We start from the raw sequence: 19,446 nt of genomic DNA on the forward strand, positions 1-19,446 counted from the left end.
CTTATTAATCGTAGATTTTGAATAATAAAGAAAAACTTCCCGATTGGAAACACAAGCTGCATGAGGTGATTTACGAAGCCGATACTCCGGCTGGTAAAACCTTCGATGTGGCAATTTTGCTGGTTATTCTTATTAGCGTTGCGTTAGTAATGATGGAAAGCGTCTCGTGGATGCTGGAAAAATATGCGACCGAATTCTACATTGCTGAATGGGTGATCACGGTGATCTTTACCATTGAGTACGTTCTAAGGATCATTACGATCAATAAACCGAAGCGTTATATCTTCAGTTTCTTCGGAATGGTGGACCTTCTATCTACGATCCCTAGTTATATCGGGTTCTTGTTTGGAGGCGCCAACCTTTTGTTTGCCATTAGAGCACTGCGATTACTAAGAGTATTCAGAGTACTAAAAATTACCCGTTATGTTGGAGAATCTCAGAAACTGGTCTCTGCATTAAAGAATTCCAAAGCGAAAATTCTTGTCTTTTTATTCGCGGTTTTAATCATTTGTATTATCGCCGGGACCTTAATGCACCTTGTTGAAGGCGAGAATGGCGGATTCAATAATATCCCTCTTTCAATTTACTGGTGTATCGTAACATTAACTACGGTTGGATTTGGTGATATAGCCCCGGTCACGCCGGTGGGCAGACTGATCGCTTCAGTAATTATGATCACGGGATACGGAATAATTGCAGTTCCTACGGGCATTGTGAGCGCAGAATATAGCAAGGCAACCGATGCTCCAAAAAATACTCAGGCTTGTCCTAATTGCAATGAAACAAAGCACTTGGATGACGCTGAATACTGTCATAGTTGTGGATACGAATTAAATGACTAAGACACTTATCAATATTGTGGGTCCTACTGCTATTGGGAAAACTGCACTCTCGATCAAAATTGCGAACCTTTTCAAAACTGAAGTATTATCAGCAGATTCGCGGCAGTTCTATGAGGAAATGTCGATTGGAACGGCAGTACCCGAACCGGAAGAACTCGCAGCAGCTCAGCATCATTTTATTCAGCACAGATCAATTACTGAAGATTACAATGTTGGAGATTTTGAAAGGGAAGCACTTACAAAACTAGATGAACTTTTCGAAAAACATAATGTTGTGGTAATGGTAGGCGGCAGCGGATTGTACACCAAAGCTGTGGTGGAAGGTCTCGATCATTTCCCCGAAATAGATGGCAATATTCGTATTAAACTGAATGAAGAATTGTCAAAACACGGTCTGCAATCACTTCAGCAAAAGCTACAGAAGATGGATCCGGAATATTATGCAGTAGCCGATATTCAAAATCCACATCGCCTTATTCGTGCTCTAGAAATTTGCATAGGCACCGGTAAAGCTTTTTCATCTTTTCTAAAGAAGAAAAAGAACGCCAGAAATTTTGAGACAATTTCTATTGGTTTAACTGCCGAAAGAGAAGAAATATATGACCGTATCAACCAAAGGGTGGACCTCATGATCGAAAATGGTTTAGTAGAAGAGGCCAGACAACTATATCCTTCCAGAAAATACAATGCCTTGAATACGGTGGGCTACAAAGAGTTGTTTACCTACTTTGATGATCAATGGGATTTCGAAACTGCCGTTGGTGAGATCAAAAAAAATACGCGAAGGTTTGCAAAAAGACAATTGACCTGGTTTAGAAAAGATGAAACTATTACCTGGTTTGATCGTACTACCAATTTCGAATTGATAGCAGCACACCTGCAGGAAAAGATCAATTCTTTATAATAAATCGTTTGGTTTTTTCACCCTCGTTGGTGATGATTTTGACCACGTACACAGCTTCCTGCAATGGCCCGGTACTAATTGCGTATTCTCCAACGGTTGGAGCAAAATCTTTACCGGTGATAAATCTTCCCCGGTGATCGAATACTTCGATCCTGGAAATAGTGACATCGGCTGGGGTTGCTACTTTAAAACTACCTTGATTTGGGTTGGGATATATAAAGATGTATTCTGAACCTTCTGTAGTGTCATCGCAAATTCCGCTTTCAGCAAAAACCTGTACTTCTACAGAAGTTGTACTGGAGTTTCCGCTGGCATCTGTTGCGATCACGTTAATCTCATTCCATCCAAGGTCCTTGCAACTAAAAGTACTTCGGCTTAATTCATAGCTAAGATCGTTGTCACAATTATCGCTGAAATTGACAAGTACGTCCCGCGGAGTAATAGTTGCAGTTCCGGTAAGATCAAGATCGATACCGATATTCTGAACTTCAATTTCGGGTTTGATTCGATCAACCACTTCGATACTTATGTCACAGGAACCATTTTCATCTCCTGAATAGCTTAATATAACCTGATTAGCTCCAAGGTCGTCACAGTCGAAATTCTCCTTATCTAGGCTAAAACTGACTCCTGAGGCATCACCAGTGTACAATTCAGTAATCTGGAGCTTAGCTATCCCGTTTTCATCCAGTTCGAGAACATAAGACTCTACACACTGAAATCCTCCGGTGTCTACTGACACTACACTAATAGAAACCGTCGTTTCAACTTCAGTAAAACCATCGAAAACATAGTATACAAAAGTGTCGTCACCAATATATCCATCATTTGGAGTATAGACAAAAGACCCATCAGGATTTAACTGAAGCGTTCCATTGGTTACATCTTCAACAAGCGTTGCCGTAAGCTCATCTCCATCTGCATCCATATCATTCGCCAGAACTCCTTCTTCTGCGGAAATATTTAAGATGGTGTTGACGGGTGTGGAATAGAAATCCTCATTCGCAATAGGAATATCGTTTCCTTCAGTATCGACAGCTAAGGTCAGCATGAAACTACATTCTGAAGCATTGTTAGTATTTGAGGTGTCATAAGCTATGAAACTCACCTCAGTATCTTCTGAAATTTGCGTCCCGGGTGCCGGTTCCTGAATAATCTCCGCCAGTCCGCAATTGTCGCTTACCTCCAATTCCCCTCGATAGTCCGGGATTTCAACACTTTCACCTTCTGCAACTACTATCATTCGATTATCAGGACAACTAAGCATGGGTGATGTATTGTCTTTTAATACAAGTTCGAAAGTACAGGAGTCTGATTCTCCTTCAAAACTTGCGGTAATTTCAATGCTCGTTGACTGTTCTATTCTCGTTCCTGCTGGTATAGATTGGGAGAAAGTTGCATTAGCAGGTGAGTAAATGATAGTACTCGAAAAATCAGGTACTATGTATTCACAGTTATCATCAGCTTTGATTACACTTTCATTCTGCGGACAATTGAGCGCAAATTCTTCGGGCTCTTCGTCCAGGGTCAATCTGTACGTTACCTGGCACTCTTCAGTATTTCCAGCAGAATCGGTAGCCGTGATTATCACTATATAATCCCCTGCTTCTGAATATGTAGTACCCGCCTGCGGATTCTGAACGATTTCCAGATCTTCAAAAGCGGTACAATTATCGGTAACAGTAAAGCGATCGGTTACCTCCGGTAATACGAAATCTCCTCCTGCAGGTATTACCCGTTGCTGAATATCTGCCGGACAAATAATAAGTGGTGCGCCAACATCGCGAACTGTAACCTCTACTGTACATGAAAATTGTTCACCTGTATTAATGTCTGTTGCTGTGATAGGCAGCTCAAAAGTCCCAATATCCTCGCAAGTGAATTGCTGAACATTTAGTTCAAAATCAAGATTAGAGCTATCAGACAGAATAAATTCTGAAGTTGGTATTTCTGTCACCGGTGAATTCTGAGAATCTTCTCCAAGGTTTACCGTGATCGATTCGATGCATTGAAAGGTTGCTGTCTGGCGGACTAGATTAACTGAAAAGGAGCACTGATCTACCACCGTATTATTCACACGCAACTCAAATCGGACTTCAGTTTCACCAATCCCAAAAAACTCTCCAGATGTAGGTCCTTCAGTTTGAAACAATTCTGCTTCTGAACAGTTATCCTCAAATTGCGGAAGATCAAACGTGATGATCTTTCCAGATTCTGAAGCTTCCAGTAACTCTGAAATATCATTGGGACAGAAAGTGAAATTAGGTTGTTCTGTATTTTCAACAGTAATTGTGAAGCTACAGGAGACGGGATCATTAATTCCATCGGCAACCTCATAAGCAATCGTAGTGATGCCTACTGGAAACACATCGCCTGAATCAAGATCTAAATTATCGGTACGGATAATTGTAAGATCATCGCCTTCAGGATCGGTCACAGACGGTTCTTCAAATTCTACTATTGCTCCGCAAATTCCGCTGTCATTGTTAATGGAAATATCATCAGGACATTCTATTGAAGGTGCAAAATTGGGAGGAAGAATATTAACATTTAAAGTACAGAAGCCAACATTACCGTTGGAATCAGTTGCCTGAAAAACTACATCAGTAGAACCAATCGGGAAATTGCTTCCAGATATCAAGCTTCCCTCAGAAACCCTGGATTGTAAAACCCCATCACATAAATCTCGAACTGTAGGTAGCGAGAAATTTATAGTTTTTGAATCAGATCCAGGTGTTGCCTGAGCAGTAATGTCTGGTACGCAAGTTAATATTGGAGCTTCAGTATCCTGAACTACGATATCAAAACTGCAGGTAACGGGATCGTTTGTTCCATCATTTGCCTGAAAAATAATCGTTGTGGTTCCAACGGGGAATAAACTTCCGGAAACTAAATCTGTATTTTCGTCTATTCTAGTGACCTCAACATTTCCATTTTCATCGCTTGCCGTTGGACTAACAAATGTTACTACGGCTCCACATTCACCGGGATCATTGGCTTCTTCAATATCTTGGGTTGGGCAATTGTCAAATTCTGGTGGTGTATCTTCTGGTTCCTCAGTAATCGTAACTGTAAAACTACAGGTTTCAGCATTCTCATTCTTATCTGTGATTACGAAAGTATTTGTAGTAGAGCCTAATGGAAACTCAGAACCTGATGGTAGACCTGCAGTTTGTATGATAGTCGCTCCGGGACAATTATCATCAAAGGTTGGATTTTCGTAATCAATAACTTTTCCAGTCTCCCCAAAAGGAACAGTTTCATTAATATTTGATGGACAGCTTATCAAATCAGGACCTTCAATATCCTGAACTACGATCTCAAAACTGCATTGGACCGGATCGTTCGTTCCATCATCTGCCTGAAAAGTAATCGTTGTGGTTCCAACTGGATAAAAACTTCCTGAAACCAGATCTGTATTTTCGTCTATTCTAGTAACTTGAACATTTCCATTTTCATCAGTAGCCGTTGGAGTATCAAATCTTACTACGGCTCCACATTCTCCGGGATCATTTTCTTCAGTAATATTTGGTGGGCAATTGTCGAATTCTGGTGGTGTGTCTTGTACATCTGGTGCATTTACTGTGACCTTAAAAGTACACCTAGCTTTATTGCCGCAAAGATCTGTAGCTTCATAAACGACATTGTAAATACCTGTAGCCCTAAAATCACCCGATTCTGGCCCGGCAATAAGTTCTACTTCAACATTATTTTGATCTGTAGCAATTGGTATAGAATAAGTAACCTCAACCTCATTTTCTCCCTCAGCAATTTCCAATACTAAATTTTCAGGACATGTAATTATTGGAACTTCATTGTCAAATACAGGGGTTCTTTGGTATATCTCAAGATCGAATTCAAATTCTTCCGGAAGATATCCAAAGATTGTATTTCTACCATCAGCATACGCATTGTCTACATACATCCGGTTACAATTCCCAAAAGCAAGATCAACGGGAAATTCAATCTTTTCAGTTACTTTTCTCTCAAAATTCTCAGCCTGATCATATATTCTGATGAAATATGAATTATCATCTATCCCATCATCTATCTCTTCAGCGATATCCTGAATTTCTCCAAAACTTAAATTTTCAAAATTTATAAATTGACTGAAATCAATTCTACCTGCATACTCTATTACATGTATAAAGCCAAATAAATCTATATTTATACTTCCGGGAGATTGAATATTCGGTAACAAACCAGTTATATCCAAATTGCTATCTAAAGTAAGAACTGCGGGATCACCTGCACCTTCCTGACTTAAATAAACATTCTTTTCTGCACTAACAGCAATTCTATATGGTCGTTCAACATTTCTATTCTGTGCAATTCTAATCCCATTTTGACTGTAGATGCTTACTCTGCTAAGTTCATCACCTTCACAACCATTACCGGGAGGATTATATTCAGCCACATATAAATTACCGTCACTATCAACATCAATTCCTAGTGGCCGATAAAATCCAGTGTATATAATTCTATCGAAAGAGCCATCAGGGTTGAAGATTCTTATTTTACCATTTTCCGAACAAGAACCATCTTCAGAATAATCTGCAACGTAAAAAAAACCTTCGTTATCAATTACGAAATCCAGCGGACTACTAAGTCCGGTTATGAAATTAGATGTAACGATTGTACCATCGGAATTTCTTTTCTGAATTCCATTTCCGAAGGTTAGAATGTAAAGAAAGTTATCGGGTGACACATCAATACTAATAGGAATTTCATCTGTATCCAAACTAGTTAAAGTCTGATTAACAAGATCAACTTTATTGAGCCAATCATGAGAAGGAACAGCCTCAGTTGGATCCTGCCCAAAACTATTGACGCTAAAAAATAAAATTAAGAATAAGCTAATGCAGACTTTTCTTAGAAAAGAACTCCTGTAGGTAGGTATATCTGCTGCATTTATCAATCTAGGGCATTTTATGGAATGCCGTAAAGATACATATTGTAAGAAAACCGCTCTTATTTTCATGTTAAGAATGCGGCGGTAGGTAAATTTTCGTATTTAGAGAAACTCCTTCGATAGCTAGAAAAAAGCCATCACGAGAAATGATACCGCATCATAACGAGTGTTATGATGCAGCACCTCCCGGAAACTGAATAATTTTTATTATGCTTCGGTCTCTTCCTTGTTCTTGATCACAAGTCTAAAACCTTCACCGTGGATATTCAGAATTTCCACATTTTCATCTTTCTTAAGATACTTTCTTAGTTTAGCGATATAAACATCCATACTTCTTGAAGTAAAGTAGTTATCGTCTCTCCATATCTTAGTTAAGGCCAACTCTCTAGGCATCAAATCATTTTCATGCAAAGCAAGTAGTCTCAATAATTCGTTTTCTTTTGGAGAAAGCTTCTGAGGCTCTTCATCTCTAAAGGTTAAGAATCTAAGTTTGGAATTCAGGTGAAAACCACCAATTTCGAATTCAAATTGCTTGGAATCTGCAACGCTATCTGTAGCCTTACGCTGCATGATTGCTTTGATCTTCATTAGAAGTACTTCAGAATCAAAAGGCTTATTCAGGTAATCATCTGCTCCAACCTTGTAACCTTTCAATACATCTTCTTTCATGGCTTTAGCCGTTAAAAAGATGATCGGCACTTCTTCGTTCTTCTCACGAATCTCTTTAGCAAGAGTAAAACCATCTTTATAAGGCATCATCACATCCAGGATACAAAGATCGAAATCATCTTTTTTGAATTTTTCGAATCCTTCCATACCATTTTTGGCGTGAATCACCTCGTAATCGTTCATCGCAAGGTAATCTTTAAGGACAGTTCCAAAATTTGGATCATCCTCTACTAATAGAATTTTTTTGTTTTCAGTTTCCATATTTTAAGATATTAGTGGTAATTTAATGATGAAGGTACTACCCTTCCCTTTTTCGCTGGTTACGGTGATCTGTCCATGATGGTCGTCCACGATCTGTCTGGCATAAGCCAATCCAAGTCCGTGACCCTTTACATTATGGATATCACCGGTATGTTCACGATAAAATTTTTCAAATATTTTCTTTTGAACCAGTTTCGTCATGCCGACTCCCTGATCTCTTATTTCACAATAGATATAATTCTTAACGTTCGTTGTATAGATATCGATTTTCGGAGCATCTTCTGAATATTTGATCGCGTTATCCAATATATTTACAACAACATTCGTAAAATGATCCTGGTTTGCAAGAACCGAAGAACGTAAAGCTCCAAAATGAGTCTGTACATAACCGCCACGGTCTTCTATAATCAACTCTACATGCGTGATCGCATCCAGAATAATATCGTGCAACTGGTGTCTTTCCTTCTTAAGATCCAGCTCGTTTTTCTCCAGTTTTGAAATCCGTAGAACATTTTCAACCTGGGCGTGCATTCTCTTATTCTCATCCCTGATCATCTGTAAATATCTATTCACCTTGGAACGATCTTCGATTACTTTAGGATTCTTAATCGCGTCCAGGGCCAGATTTATCGTCGCAATAGGAGTCTTGAACTCATGCGTCATATTATTAATAAAGTCAGTTTTAATCTGTGAGATCTGTCTCTGTTTAATTAGCTGAGATAATGCACTGGAATAAGCGATTACAATGATCAGTGTGAAAATGATCGACAAACAAGCCATTAATATTACTGAAGAAAGAACTGCTTCTTTTCGGTTCGTAAGGTTTACCAGTAACTGATAGCCGCTTCTTCCTGCAGAATCTACAAAAAGTGGTACAGCATAGGTAGCTGGATGATCCAGACTAAAATTTTCTGAATGTACCGTAGTAGCTATGGAATTATTAAAGATCCCAAATTCGAATGCGGTCTTTAAGTTTCTCTCTGCAAGCTGCTCTTCCAGTAATTCCCTGATCTTATCTTCTGAAACCCTGTTATGAATAGGAATCCTTACAACCAGTTCTGAAATCGCAGATCTAAGAATATCCTTCTCTACCTCTTCCATCCTGGATAGTCTCTCTATATGCTCAATTCGCTGTCTTGCACTTAAATTCCCGCCTTCAAGATTATTCTCCTGAACAATATCTGTCACTTTCTTGTTGATCATTTTAGTGAACTTGATACTGTCTTCGGCAAACTGCAAAAAGCCTGAGGAAACCTTATAATCTTCTTCTAAAATAGTTTCAGAATTAAAATAGGTTTCGTTCCTGTTTTCGTCCTTGTTCGAGTAGAAATATTCAGTAAGTGTGCGATCACTTAACGTGCTATTGATACTATCCGGATTCTTAAACTGAAAGTAATAACGTTCAAATTCTGAATTCTGAATTTCTTCGGAAACCTTTATCAGTGCCTGTTTCGCGTTATAGGAGAATTGCTCTTCCCTGTCATCGATCGTACTCTTTATCCAATATCCCTGAACGAATATGATGCCTATTAAAGACAAGCTCATCAGCGCTACGAGAAGGACAAAAAGCTTCTTATTCATGCGGTCAAAAGTAATATTTTAACATTTAGAGCTTAAGCTGTTTAACCAAATGTTAACAGAACTTCCGTCAATTTTCGCGTGCTTTTAAGATTTGGATATGGATATCGCTAACCTCTTGTTTGGTTTGCTGCAAATCCTTGTTTTCTATAAGAAAATCGGCAAGTTTAGCTTTCTTTTCATCTGGCCACTGGTGTCCCATTCTGGCTTCAATTTCCTCTACCGTACTATCATCTCTTTTTTGAAGTCTTCCAATTTTTAACTCCTGTGGAGCAGTCACCAGAATGCTGAGATCGCATTTCTTATATCCTCCAGCTTCAAACAGAATAGCTGCTTCGTATATGATATATTCTGAAGTTTGCTTTGAGACCCAATCCTGAAAGTCGCTAGCAACTGCCGGATGTATAATAGCATTCAATTTTTCAAGCAGGTCCTTATCTTTAAATACCTTATTTGCGATATACTTTCTATCGGGTACTTGCTCATTGTATGCAGCTACACCTAATAATTTGCTAACCTTTTCTCTTATATCTGAATTTTCTGCCAGCAATCTTTTCCCTGCATCATCTGCGATATAGACCGGAATACCCAGATCTTTAAAAAAGCCCGCCACTGTAGTTTTTCCACTTCCAATTCCTCCGGTAAGACCTACTATTTTCATCGTTTGATCACAAATTGAATTCTACGTTCGTTTAGCCGAATATTATTAACGAATTTCGGTTTGCTTTTGATCTGTGCGATCATATAATCGTCACCTTCCTTCACACTCTTATAATCGCATACTACGGAAAAGTCGGAAGCCCCAACATTTTCAAAATCTTCAAGGTTTACCTGGTAATACACCACAACCGACTTCGGGAAATAAGCCAGGTTGAGATTATCTGGAACGTTAATGACCTCTACCGGGATTTCAGCTTTTCCTTCAGTAAATTTTTCAACTTCCTGGGTATACCGTACGCTATTTTCGTAGAAACTTAATTCACCATAGCCCGTAGTGTCCAGTTTAACACTCCCGTCAACATCTGAATTTACATTTTCCAGTTTTTTACTTAATGTTGGTATGGAACTCAATTTGGCTATCACTTCCTCGGGTCCACTAACTTTTACTGAATCGGGAACTAGTTGAAGAGGCTCGTCTGCCGAATAACCTACTGCATAACTCACCTCAACATTTGAGATGATCTTTAGCATTTTTTCTTTTTTAAATTGAAACGGAATCACGATCTCGTCCTGGATTATCCTTGAATCTTCCAGGGTTACCTTTAGTTGTTGTTCAATTGCCGTTATATGATTCTCAATAGAATAGATCAGGTTCTTATCACTTTCAATAGCTTCGGAAAGATCTATATCAAGCTTCGGATTGAAGATCTTATAATAGTAGATACTGAAGCCATTATCCTGAAGCTGAAGATCCACATGGTCAGGTCGCTCTTCAGAAATACTTTTATCCAGGGGAACATTAAGATAATTCACAGGTACTTCGATCACCTGAGTATACGTTTTAGAAAACTGGACCAGTACCCACACGATCGCAGAAAAGATCAGGAAAAAACCGAATGTTTTTATGCTTGATTTCTTAAATCTTCTTCTATTCCTGGCTGCCATGCTTTATGAAAAATAATTGAGGAAATGCCACTTCCGGTTTTTGCTTCTGAATATTTATACGATAATTGGACACTATAAAACCATAACCATATCCTGAAAACTGGATGATCACCGCTTTTACAGCCAGCAATCCAATATATAGACTTTTATTTCGTATCGCTGCATCTACAGCTATAATTAGGAAATAAATAAGATAACAGCCTATAAAAAAACTTAAGCCTGCAAATAAAAGGAGGATGGAAAGTATAAGCCCCATTATGAATAACGAAGGAAACCAATAAGTGATCTTTGCAGATCCAGGATGCCATTTATTCAAAATTGGCCGAACCATCCCGAACTTCTTAACCTGTACAAAGAACTTTTTCCAGTCTATTCGTCGCTTATGGAACACCCGGGCCTTTGGAATCAAACAACTTTTAATTCCCGATTTCTTTAACCTTAAACTCAAATCCGGGTCTTCCCCGGGATGGATCCTGCCAAATCCACCACTGAGTTCAAATGCTTTTTTACTCAAGCCCATATTAAAACTGCGGGGCTGGAATTCATCCACTGCTTTCTTACCTCCACGTATACCACCAGTGGTAAACAAGGATGTCATACTGTAATCTATCGCCTTCTGGGTGTTCGAAAAAGATTCATGGGCTGCATCTGGCCCTCCAAAACAATCGTGAAAATTGCCAGTTAAAAATCCATGAACCTCCTCGAGGTAATCTTCAGGCATCAGCACGTCTGAATCCAGAATTAAGAAATAGGAAGCCTGGGCTTTTCTCATCCCGTAGTTCCTGCTATCACCCGGGCCGGAATTTTTCTTATAATAATAACTAATAAATAATTGATCCTGAAATTCAGCAACAACATCTTCTGAAGAATTTGTAGAGCCATCTTCAACAATCACTACTTCAAATGGAACCGGGGCACGCATCTTTAGCATGCTCTGCAATAACTCCCTGATCTCGTCAGGTCTGTTATACACAGGGATCACAAATGAATATTCTGGTTGCATGTTGATTATTTAAAATAGAACTGCCGGAAGCCGAACATATTGTTCAGGTTCCGGCAGTTTATATATGGAATATGACTATTCTGAATCCTTAACAAAAGTCTCCATTACTTCCTGGCTAACCCCCGTATTCGAGAATCCACCATCATGGAATAGATTTTGAAGAGTTACCTTCCTGGTAAGATCTGAGAATAAAGTCAGGGTGTAATCTGCACATTCTAAAGCGGTAGCATTTCCAAGCGGAGACATTTTTTCTGCAAATGCAATAAAACCATCGAAGCCTTTAACTCCAGTTCCTGCGGTAGTTGGCGTTGGAGATTGAGAAATAGTATTCACTCTTACTTTTTTATCCTTTCCGAAGAAGTAACCAAAACTACGCGCAATAGACTCCAGATATGCTTTGTTATCAGCCATGTCATTATAGTCCGGGAATACACGTTGTGCCGCCATATAACTTAGCGCTACAATGCTTCCCCACTCGTTCATTGCATCTTTCTTATACAATACCTGCATAGTTTTGTGGAAAGAAACAGCTGAAACATCCCAACCTTTGGTCGTGAATTCATAGTTCATATCTGTATAATGTTTTCCTTTACGAACATTCACAGACATCCCGATAGAATGAAGAACGAAATCGATCTTCCCTCCAAGGATCTCCATGGACTTCTCTACAAGATTTTCCAGATCTTCTACTTTGGTAGCATCTGCAGGAATGATCTCAGAACCTGTTTTTTCAGCCAGTTGATTGATACTTCCCATTCTCATTGCGATTGGAGCATTCGTTAGCACGAAAGTTCCACCTTCTTCGTGAACTCTTTCCGCTGTTTTCCAGGCAATTGAATTTTCGTCCAGTGCACCAAATATGATACCTCTTTTACCTTTTAGCAGGTTATATGACATGTGATTTATTTTTTGTGGTTGTTAAGCCTGTAAATATAGCAAAGTTGAAATAAATCCTCCGCCTTTTAGGCTTCAGATGATATGGTATTAATTCAGCAGGGCTTTTGCATGGGCACGTGCAGAATCACTTCCACTAGTACCTCCAAGCATCATCGCCAGTTCATCGATTCTTTGATCCTGTTCCAGCTTTATGATCTTGGTTTGAGTTGCAACCTCGCTGTCCTCCTTAAATATCTTAAAATGTGAACTTCCCTTCCCGGCTATCTGTGGTAAATGAGTGATCGCGATCACCTGCATATTAGCGCCCATTCTGGCAAGAATCTCACCCATTTTATGCGCAATATCTCCAGAAACACCAGTATCAATTTCATCAAAAATGATCGTTGGCAGTTTACTTTGTGCTGCAAGTATGCTTTTTACTGCGAGCATAATTCTGGAAAGTTCTCCACCCGACGCTGCTTTCTTGATCTCTTTAAAACTTCCGCCTTTATTAGCCGCCAGGAACCATTCGAGCTTATCGCTCCCGTTACTTAAAAACTCTTTTGTGCTACTAAGCTCAATATAAAGTCTCGCATTCGGCATTCCCAGATCTTTCAGTATGATTTCCGTCTGTTCTATAAAGGCCGGGATGATTTTTAAACGATTCTTATGTAGTTTCTCGGCAGTAGCAGATATTACGATAAATTGTTTTTTGATCGCTTTCTCAGCTTCTTCCAAAGCAGCTTCCGCATTTTCTGTTACCGAAACCTTCTCCTGAAGATCTTCCGCAATTTGTAATAGTTCTTCTACACTTTCAGCGTTATGCTTTTTTTGTAAATTATAGATCACCTGCAGCTGCTGATTCACTTTTTCCAGCTCTTCCGGATTTGCTTCCACAGCTTCCAGTGCATCTGTCATTTCAGCTTCCAAATCGTCGAGTTCAATGATCGCACTCTGTAATCTTTCATGAAAATTATCATAAATTCCGGAGAATTTAGCTATTCTCGAAATATGGGACCGAGCCGACTTCAATGTCTCCAGGCTTCCTATTTCTTCTTGTTGTATTGAGCTTAATGCCGCACTTAGATTTTCAGTAAGCTCCTCTACATTGTTCAAAGATTCATAGCGTTCTTCGAGATCTTCCAGCATTCCTGATTTCAACCTTGCTTCTTGCAGTTCATTCAGAAGAAAAAGATTGTAATCATATTCCTTTGATGCCTGCGCCTGTTCTTCTTTTAACTCTTCAAATCTCTTCTGAAATTTTCGGTACTCCCTCAATTCTGCTTTATACTGAAGTATACTTCCTTCATTTTTTGCGATAGTATCAATAACATTGAATTGATAATCTGAATTTCCCAGACTAAGGGTCTCATGCTGACTATGAATATCGATAAGGGAAGTTCCCAGCTTTTGCAAAGAAGTGATCTTCACCGGTGTATCATTGATAAATGCACGGGATTTCCCGGAGGGTAAAATTTCACGCCGAATGATACTGGTCTGCTCATAATCCAGATCTTCTTTTTCAAAGAATTGCTGTAAAGCATAATCTTTAATGCTAAAATGACCTTCGATAACGCATTTCTTTTCAGTATTTCTAATACTACTGAAGTCTGCGCGATCTCCCAGCAACAAACCAAGTGCACCAAGCATGATAGATTTCCCGGCACCGGTTTCCCCGGTAATAATCGTAAAACCAGATTGAAGATCCATCGTAATATCTTCAATAAGCGCGTAATTCTTTATGGAAAGAGATGTAAGCAATTCAGTTAAAATTTGTGCTAAATATACGAGAGAAAATACTCGTAGTCAACCAAAATTCCTACTGAATATTTCGCCAGCTACGGGCATACCTGGCTGCGATATTATTCAGTGTCTGGATAAGTTCATTCTTAGCAGGATAAGCAGGCCCTCCGGTATAGACAGACGCAATTTCATCTGCCTTGGAGTCAAAGAAAGCTCGAAGCAGTAGGGAGTTATTTCTGCGATTGTTCATCACTTCCAGCTTATTCAAAGATTCGGCAATTGCAGTTTTCCCAGCCACTACATCAGTATGCATGACATCGAGACCCAACCTGTGATAGTCGTAAAGTGCTTCACGATATTCAGCATAAGTGTTCGCCAGTAGATCTGCATTCAGCCGGAAACGCGAACGTTGACCGTCTGAACCTCTCCAACCCTGCGAGTTTCCCTGCTGGGCGGTTGTAACGATTCTGTTGGCTTCCTCAAAGAAAGCCGTGCCGCCTTCCGGAGCAAAGGTATCTGCATCAAGTCCAAGAATAGTATATACGTAAAAGGAAATAACAGAAACTAGATTATTGGTATAAGTATTCTGACTATAATTTAAAGGTTGATACTCCCGGTAACTAAAACTAAATTGTTCGTCGTTAAAATTAAAAACCGGAGTGATCATACTGGTTCCATAAACCGGTCTTGAAGATTGGACCTGGATTGTTCCATTAAAGCTCTCGCCTTCAAAACTGTTAATGGTAATGAACATACTACAGTTAATACGTTCATGATCCTGCAAACGCCTGTCTGTCCAGGTGGTCTGGTTGATAAACTCATTCAGCGATCTTTCCAGCGTTTTAAAAACAGAAAGATTTGCCTGCCCTGTTTGTTCTGCATTAACCACTACCTCGCAACTTAATTGCTGTGCAATTCCTGAATAGGAAAACATAGTGAACAGTACTAGAAAGGCAATTCTACGCATGAAACATTTTAATTACTTCTGTAATGATATCCTGGGCAACTTCGGTTTTACTTTTAAGGTCAAATTCCAAGATTCTATCTGGATAAATGATCCTGATCTTATTAGTATCTCCTTTGAAACCTGCACCGGTATCCTGAAGGGAATTTAAGACAATAAAATCTAGATTTTTCTTTTCCAGCTTTTTTCTTGCATTCTCTTCCTCATTATTGGTTTCCAAAGCGAAACCTACCAACTTCTGATCTTTCTTAATAGCTCCCAGAGAAGCAAGAATATCTTCAGTTTTGGTTAATTCCAGGTTTAAGGATGGATCGTTTTTTTTGATCTTTTGATCTGCAACCGTCTTAGGCCTGTAATCGGCTACAGCTGCCGCAGCAATAAAAACATCGGTGTTCTCAAACTCCGCATGAGCAGCTTCGTACATATCCCGGGTACTTACCACTCTTTTGAGTTCAATATTTACATGCGAGATATCAAGATGGGTAGGACCTGTAATTAATACAACTTCAGCACCAGCTTCTGCCGCCTTTAATGCAATTGCGAAGCCCATCTTACCACTGGAGTGATTTCCAATAAATCGTACCGGGTCTATGGCTTCATAAGTTGGCCCGGCGGTAATTACAATTTTTTTGTTCCGAAGTGGAAGATCTTTAGAAAGGTGATCTTCGATAAAGCTAATGATCTCTTCAGGCTCTGCCATTCTACCTTTTCCTGAAAGTCCGCTCGCTAACTCACCGGTTCCCGAAGGAATCATGATATTGCCATATCCTTGGAGCGTTTCGAAACTTTTGGTTGTAGATGGGTGTTTATACATGTCAAGATCCATTGCCGGAGCAAAGAAAACTTCACATTTAGCTGAAAGATAAGTAGCAAGCAAAATGTTATCGCTATTTCCCGAAGCCATTTTAGATAGAGTGCTCGCTGTGGCTGGGGCTAAAAGCATGAAATCGGCCCAAAGGCCGAGTTCCACGTGATTGTTCCATTGTTCATTCTCATCCTCTTCACTAGTAAATGAAGAATAAACTTCATTCCTTGAAAGAGTTGAAAGTGTAAGAGGAGTGATAAATTCTTTTGCAGCCTGGGTCATTACAACCCTCACCTCTGCACCAGACTTCACAAATAGTCGTACCAGTGAAGCAGTTTTGTAGGCAGCAATACCTCCGGTAATGCCGAGTAAAACTTTTTTGCCTTGAAGTACAGACATATCAGTTAACCGATTCTATTCTTCGGTTTCCATAGTGTTTCTCCAGTAGATCTTATCATCAAGCCACTCCTGGATCGCAAGTGATTGCGGTTTTGGAAGTTTTTCGTAGAATTTTGAAACCTCGATCTGCTCTTTGTTTTCAAAAATCTCGTCAAGAGAATCGTTATAAGTAGCGAATTCATCAAGCTTCTCTAAAAGCTCTTTTTTGATTTCACCATTAATCTGTCCAGCTCTCTTCGCTACGATAGATATCGCCTCGTAAATGTTTCCGGTAGGTGCATCTACTTCATTCTTGTTGATAGTAGTTGTGTTAACCGGGGCATCAATTTTTTTAAAATCCATCATTCCTTTATTAAAAATTCTCTAACCTTTTATCAATTTCCATCATGGAAGCCTCAGAGTCCTGAGTAAACTCTCCTTCTGGATAATATTTATTATAGGAATTATAAAATTCCCTGGCATTTTCAAGTCTTTCTTGCATTAAAACTTCAAAGCTATTGATCGCTAGCTGGTATGCTGAATCGTATCGATAGTAATAAGCAGCTTCTCTAAACGGCGATCCCGGATATTCTGCAATGAAGTTATTGAAAGAAGCGATTGCCGCCTTATAATATCTGGTCTTGTGATACTGCTTTGCTATCTCGTAAGCCTTCTTCTCCAGCTTCACTCGCAACTCTGTCGCATAATCATTTGCTGAATCTACAAATTCGCCTTCCGGATACTTATTTAGATAAACCTGAAGTTCTTCGATCGCTTTTCTGGTATCGGTTTGATCCAGATTAAAGCGCGGAGAACGATTGTAATAGCTAACCGCCGTTTTATATTCGGCTTCTTCTACCTTCTGGCTATTTGGATACAACTGAACAAAACGTTCAAAATTGAAAGGCGCATTATAATAATCACCTAACTGGTAATACGTATCTCCAAGAATATAAACAAGGCGTTCCCCCTGAGGTTTTCCTCGATACTCAGGCTCGATCTGTTCCAATAATCGTAAAGCCTTACGTAGCTTTCCATTATCATCTTCTTCTTTACCTTCGGTATATAATTCCTCTGCAGCCGTATATTTAGGCACAGTTTCCTCATTTTTAAGCAATGACTGATATTCACTACAGGATATAGTGACCATCAACAGGCCTAGAGCTAGAATTCCTTTTTTCATGATACGTAAAAACATCTGGCAAAAATACATTTTTTGTTAGTATAAAAAAAACTTTCCTAATCTACTCAAATAACCCTGTTTACGGGCATTTATTGTATCAGGAAAGTCTTTTAAATTTTATTTTTACTGCAATAAGAACTAGAAACTTTCAACGAAGGCTGAAATTCTAGCATAAAGACCATCGGTCGCTTCGACTAAAGGTAGTCGCAGATTATTCTTAATTAGAGATCTTTTGTGTAGCATAGCTTTAATTCCAGCTGGATTCCCTTCAGCAAAGATCATGTCTATAGAAGGTGCAATGCGATAATGTAACTTATAAGCTTCTCTAACTTCCCCTTTTAATCCCAGACGTACCATTTCTGAAAATTCTTTAGGCAAGCCCTGACCAATAACCGAAATCACACCTTTCCCGCCTGCCAGTGTCATTGGCAAAGTAATCATATCATCTCCTGAAATCACCAGAAAATCTTCGGGAACAAGCGAGATTAATTTCATAGCCTGCACTATATCTCCGGCTGCTTCTTTTACCCCGATCACATTTTTAAAATCTCTGGCGATCCTGTTGATGGTTTCCGGCAGGATGTTACTCGCAGTTCTACCCGGTACATTATATAGAATCACCGGTAGTGATGAAGCTTCAGCTACTGCCTTAAAGTGACGGTAAATCCCTTCCTGTGTTGGTTTGTTGTAAAATGGAGAAACTGAAAGTATGGCATCAAAACCTTCCAGATCTTCTGATATAAGTTCTTCAACCAGCCCAGCCGTATCATTACCTCCCATTCCAAGCACTAAAGGTAGTTTCCCCTGGTTTGCCTCTTTGACCACAGTTTTTACAAGCTCCTTCTCTTTTTTACTAAGGGTTGCACTTTCTGCAGTGGTCCCTAGAACCACCAGGTATTCGATCCCATTTTCTATCTGATCTTTCACTAATGCTGAAAGGGCATTCGTGTCTACACTAAGATCATCATTAAATGGAGTAACCAGCGCTACTCCGGTACCAATAAAAGCTTCCATTACTTTTTATGTTTTAATATTTTATAATATCTGATCAATTCTGCTTCCAGAAGAGAAGGATCATTTTCAAAAATTTCTAAATCCAGGATCGAAAATGGATCCGGAGATTTACCCATCAAAAATGCTGCCCCAGATCTTAAAGCCACATAATTTGAAAGCAAAGTTTCTTCTCCGCTTATAACGATTGCTGATCCAAATTCATTTTCCAGCAGCGCTGAGAGATCCTTGTTTTTGAACTCGCCATCAAGACTTAAGTCTTTTAAACTAATCTGCAACAGATCTTTATCATCAATATCACGAACATTTCCGCAGATCACAACATCATAAGCATTTTCGTGCAGACCTAAACTTTTCCAGAGATTCTGAAGACTCCCATAATTTTCAAAATTATCTTCAGAAACAACCAGTAATACCCGGTTTGAAATATTAGCGCCGAATTGTCTCTTCTGCTTCAGTTTCTCAATAGCTTTTTTTAGCTGAACCGATTTAATTTTATTTGTGATCATTAAATGATTTCGGAGGGCAAATGTAAATAATTTCTATAAGCAAACTATGCCTTGAGGTGGCTTCCGAAGAGAAGATTCTACAGATTAAACAGCTTTCTATAATTTGTAAAATTTTAGACCAAGCCAAGTCAGCTACATAAGCTATTTTAATTCCCAGACAAAAAGAAAGCAGAGAATCGTAATTGATAGGTTCGCATACTTTA

General features: G+C 39.2%; 16 protein-coding genes. 2 read left to right on the plus strand and 14 right to left on the minus strand.

From position 1 onward, the window contains the following. Window positions 1-17: 17 nt before the first annotated feature. Window positions 18-842, plus strand: a complete 825-nt coding sequence (locus tag ACNI3T_RS14780; RefSeq protein WP_418228479.1) for an ion transporter — start codon at window positions 18-20, stop codon at window positions 840-842. Beyond that, window positions 835-1,746 carry a tRNA (adenosine(37)-N6)-dimethylallyltransferase MiaA gene (miaA, locus tag ACNI3T_RS14785; RefSeq protein ID WP_418228480.1) on the plus strand — a complete coding sequence of 304 codons (912 nt, stop codon included), beginning with the start codon at window positions 835-837 and terminating at the stop codon, window positions 1,744-1,746. Before ACNI3T_RS14780 ends, miaA begins: the two co-directional genes overlap by 8 nt. Here miaA and ACNI3T_RS14790 read toward each other — a convergent pair. The 14 genes from ACNI3T_RS14790 to ACNI3T_RS14855 all read right to left on the minus strand — a co-directional run bounded on the left by ACNI3T_RS14790 (window position 1,733) and on the right by ACNI3T_RS14855 (window position 19,243). Then, window positions 1,733-6,487, minus strand: a complete 4,755-nt coding sequence (locus ACNI3T_RS14790; protein WP_418228481.1) for an HYR domain-containing protein — start codon at window positions 6,485-6,487, stop codon at window positions 1,733-1,735. The two genes, miaA and ACNI3T_RS14790, sit on opposite strands and share 14 nt — an antisense overlap. Window positions 6,488-6,865: 378 nt before the next feature. Further along, a complete protein-coding gene (locus ACNI3T_RS14795) occupies window positions 6,866-7,588 on the minus strand; it encodes a response regulator transcription factor (RefSeq protein ID WP_418228482.1) in 723 nt (240 codons plus the stop codon). 3 nt (window positions 7,589-7,591) lie between these two features. Next, window positions 7,592-9,169, minus strand: a complete 1,578-nt coding sequence (locus ACNI3T_RS14800) for a sensor histidine kinase (protein ID WP_418228483.1) — start codon at window positions 9,167-9,169, stop codon at window positions 7,592-7,594. A gap of 67 nt (window positions 9,170-9,236) precedes the next feature. Then, window positions 9,237-9,827, minus strand: a complete 591-nt coding sequence (coaE, locus tag ACNI3T_RS14805) for a dephospho-CoA kinase (protein WP_418228484.1) — start codon at window positions 9,825-9,827, stop codon at window positions 9,237-9,239. Continuing rightward, on the minus strand, window positions 9,824-10,771 hold the full coding sequence (locus ACNI3T_RS14810) for a YbbR-like domain-containing protein (RefSeq protein WP_418228485.1): 948 nt from the start codon (window positions 10,769-10,771) through the stop codon (window positions 9,824-9,826). Before ACNI3T_RS14810 ends, coaE begins: the two co-directional genes overlap by 4 nt. Continuing rightward, window positions 10,755-11,774 (minus strand): glycosyltransferase family 2 protein, encoded by a 1,020-nt coding sequence (locus tag ACNI3T_RS14815; protein ID WP_418228486.1) that lies wholly within the window; start codon window positions 11,772-11,774, stop codon window positions 10,755-10,757. Before ACNI3T_RS14815 ends, ACNI3T_RS14810 begins: the two co-directional genes overlap by 17 nt. Window positions 11,775-11,849: 75 nt before the next feature. Then, window positions 11,850-12,671 carry an enoyl-ACP reductase FabI gene (locus ACNI3T_RS14820; protein ID WP_418228487.1) on the minus strand — a complete coding sequence of 274 codons (822 nt, stop codon included), beginning with the start codon at window positions 12,669-12,671 and terminating at the stop codon, window positions 11,850-11,852. Window positions 12,672-12,758: 87 nt separating this feature from the next. Next, complete coding sequence (gene recN, locus ACNI3T_RS14825; RefSeq protein ID WP_418228488.1) at window positions 12,759-14,411, minus strand: DNA repair protein RecN; 1,653 nt, start codon at window positions 14,409-14,411, stop codon at window positions 12,759-12,761. Window positions 14,412-14,469: 58 nt separating this feature from the next. Further along, window positions 14,470-15,360, minus strand: coding sequence for a type IX secretion system protein PorD (gene porD, locus ACNI3T_RS14830; RefSeq protein ID WP_418228489.1), 891 nt, complete (start codon window positions 15,358-15,360; stop codon window positions 14,470-14,472). Beyond that, entirely contained in the window at window positions 15,353-16,561 is a 1,209-nt protein-coding gene (gene coaBC, locus ACNI3T_RS14835) for a bifunctional phosphopantothenoylcysteine decarboxylase/phosphopantothenate--cysteine ligase CoaBC (RefSeq protein ID WP_418228490.1), read from the minus strand. Before coaBC ends, porD begins: the two co-directional genes overlap by 8 nt. 15 nt (window positions 16,562-16,576) lie before the next feature. Then, window positions 16,577-16,903: a DNA-directed RNA polymerase subunit omega gene (locus tag ACNI3T_RS14840; RefSeq protein ID WP_141879238.1), complete on the minus strand. Its 327-nt coding sequence runs from the start codon at window positions 16,901-16,903 to the stop codon at window positions 16,577-16,579. A gap of 10 nt (window positions 16,904-16,913) precedes the next feature. Then, window positions 16,914-17,723, minus strand: a complete 810-nt coding sequence (locus ACNI3T_RS14845; RefSeq protein ID WP_418228491.1) for an outer membrane protein assembly factor BamD — start codon at window positions 17,721-17,723, stop codon at window positions 16,914-16,916. Between the two features lie 138 nt (window positions 17,724-17,861). Further along, entirely contained in the window at window positions 17,862-18,737 is an 876-nt protein-coding gene (gene dapA / locus ACNI3T_RS14850) for a 4-hydroxy-tetrahydrodipicolinate synthase (RefSeq protein WP_418228492.1), read from the minus strand. Then, complete coding sequence (locus ACNI3T_RS14855) at window positions 18,737-19,243, minus strand: DUF6913 domain-containing protein (RefSeq protein WP_418228493.1); 507 nt, start codon at window positions 19,241-19,243, stop codon at window positions 18,737-18,739. Before ACNI3T_RS14855 ends, dapA begins: the two co-directional genes overlap by 1 nt. Between the last annotated feature and the right edge of the window lie 203 nt (window positions 19,244-19,446).

This window comes from Christiangramia qingdaonensis (genome assembly GCF_048381525.1).
Taxonomy (GTDB): Bacteria; Bacteroidota; Bacteroidia; order Flavobacteriales; family Flavobacteriaceae; genus Christiangramia.

Excerpts from the sequence above, each read along its gene's own strand:
- miaA (WP_418228480.1), top strand. The coding sequence starts at position 835 with ATGACTAAGACACTTATCAATATTGTGGGTCCTACTGCTATTGGGAAA.
- porD (WP_418228489.1), bottom strand. The coding sequence starts at position 15,360 with ATGCGTAGAATTGCCTTTCTAGTACTGTTCACTATGTTTTCCTATTCA.
- ACNI3T_RS14815 (WP_418228486.1), bottom strand. The coding sequence starts at position 11,774 with ATGCAACCAGAATATTCATTTGTGATCCCTGTGTATAACAGACCTGAC.
- ACNI3T_RS14810 (WP_418228485.1), bottom strand. The coding sequence starts at position 10,771 with ATGGCAGCCAGGAATAGAAGAAGATTTAAGAAATCAAGCATAAAAACA.
- coaBC (WP_418228490.1), bottom strand. The coding sequence starts at position 16,561 with ATGTCTGTACTTCAAGGCAAAAAAGTTTTACTCGGCATTACCGGAGGT.
- ACNI3T_RS14840 (WP_141879238.1), bottom strand. The coding sequence starts at position 16,903 with ATGGATTTTAAAAAAATTGATGCCCCGGTTAACACAACTACTATCAAC.
- dapA (WP_418228492.1), bottom strand. The coding sequence starts at position 18,737 with ATGGAAGCTTTTATTGGTACCGGAGTAGCGCTGGTTACTCCATTTAAT.
- ACNI3T_RS14855 (WP_418228493.1), bottom strand. The coding sequence starts at position 19,243 with ATGATCACAAATAAAATTAAATCGGTTCAGCTAAAAAAAGCTATTGAG.
- coaE (WP_418228484.1), bottom strand. The coding sequence starts at position 9,827 with ATGAAAATAGTAGGTCTTACCGGAGGAATTGGAAGTGGAAAAACTACA.
- ACNI3T_RS14845 (WP_418228491.1), bottom strand. The coding sequence starts at position 17,723 with ATGAAAAAAGGAATTCTAGCTCTAGGCCTGTTGATGGTCACTATATCC.
- ACNI3T_RS14820 (WP_418228487.1), bottom strand. The coding sequence starts at position 12,671 with ATGTCATATAACCTGCTAAAAGGTAAAAGAGGTATCATATTTGGTGCA.
- ACNI3T_RS14795 (WP_418228482.1), bottom strand. The coding sequence starts at position 7,588 with ATGGAAACTGAAAACAAAAAAATTCTATTAGTAGAGGATGATCCAAAT.
- ACNI3T_RS14800 (WP_418228483.1), bottom strand. The coding sequence starts at position 9,169 with ATGAATAAGAAGCTTTTTGTCCTTCTCGTAGCGCTGATGAGCTTGTCT.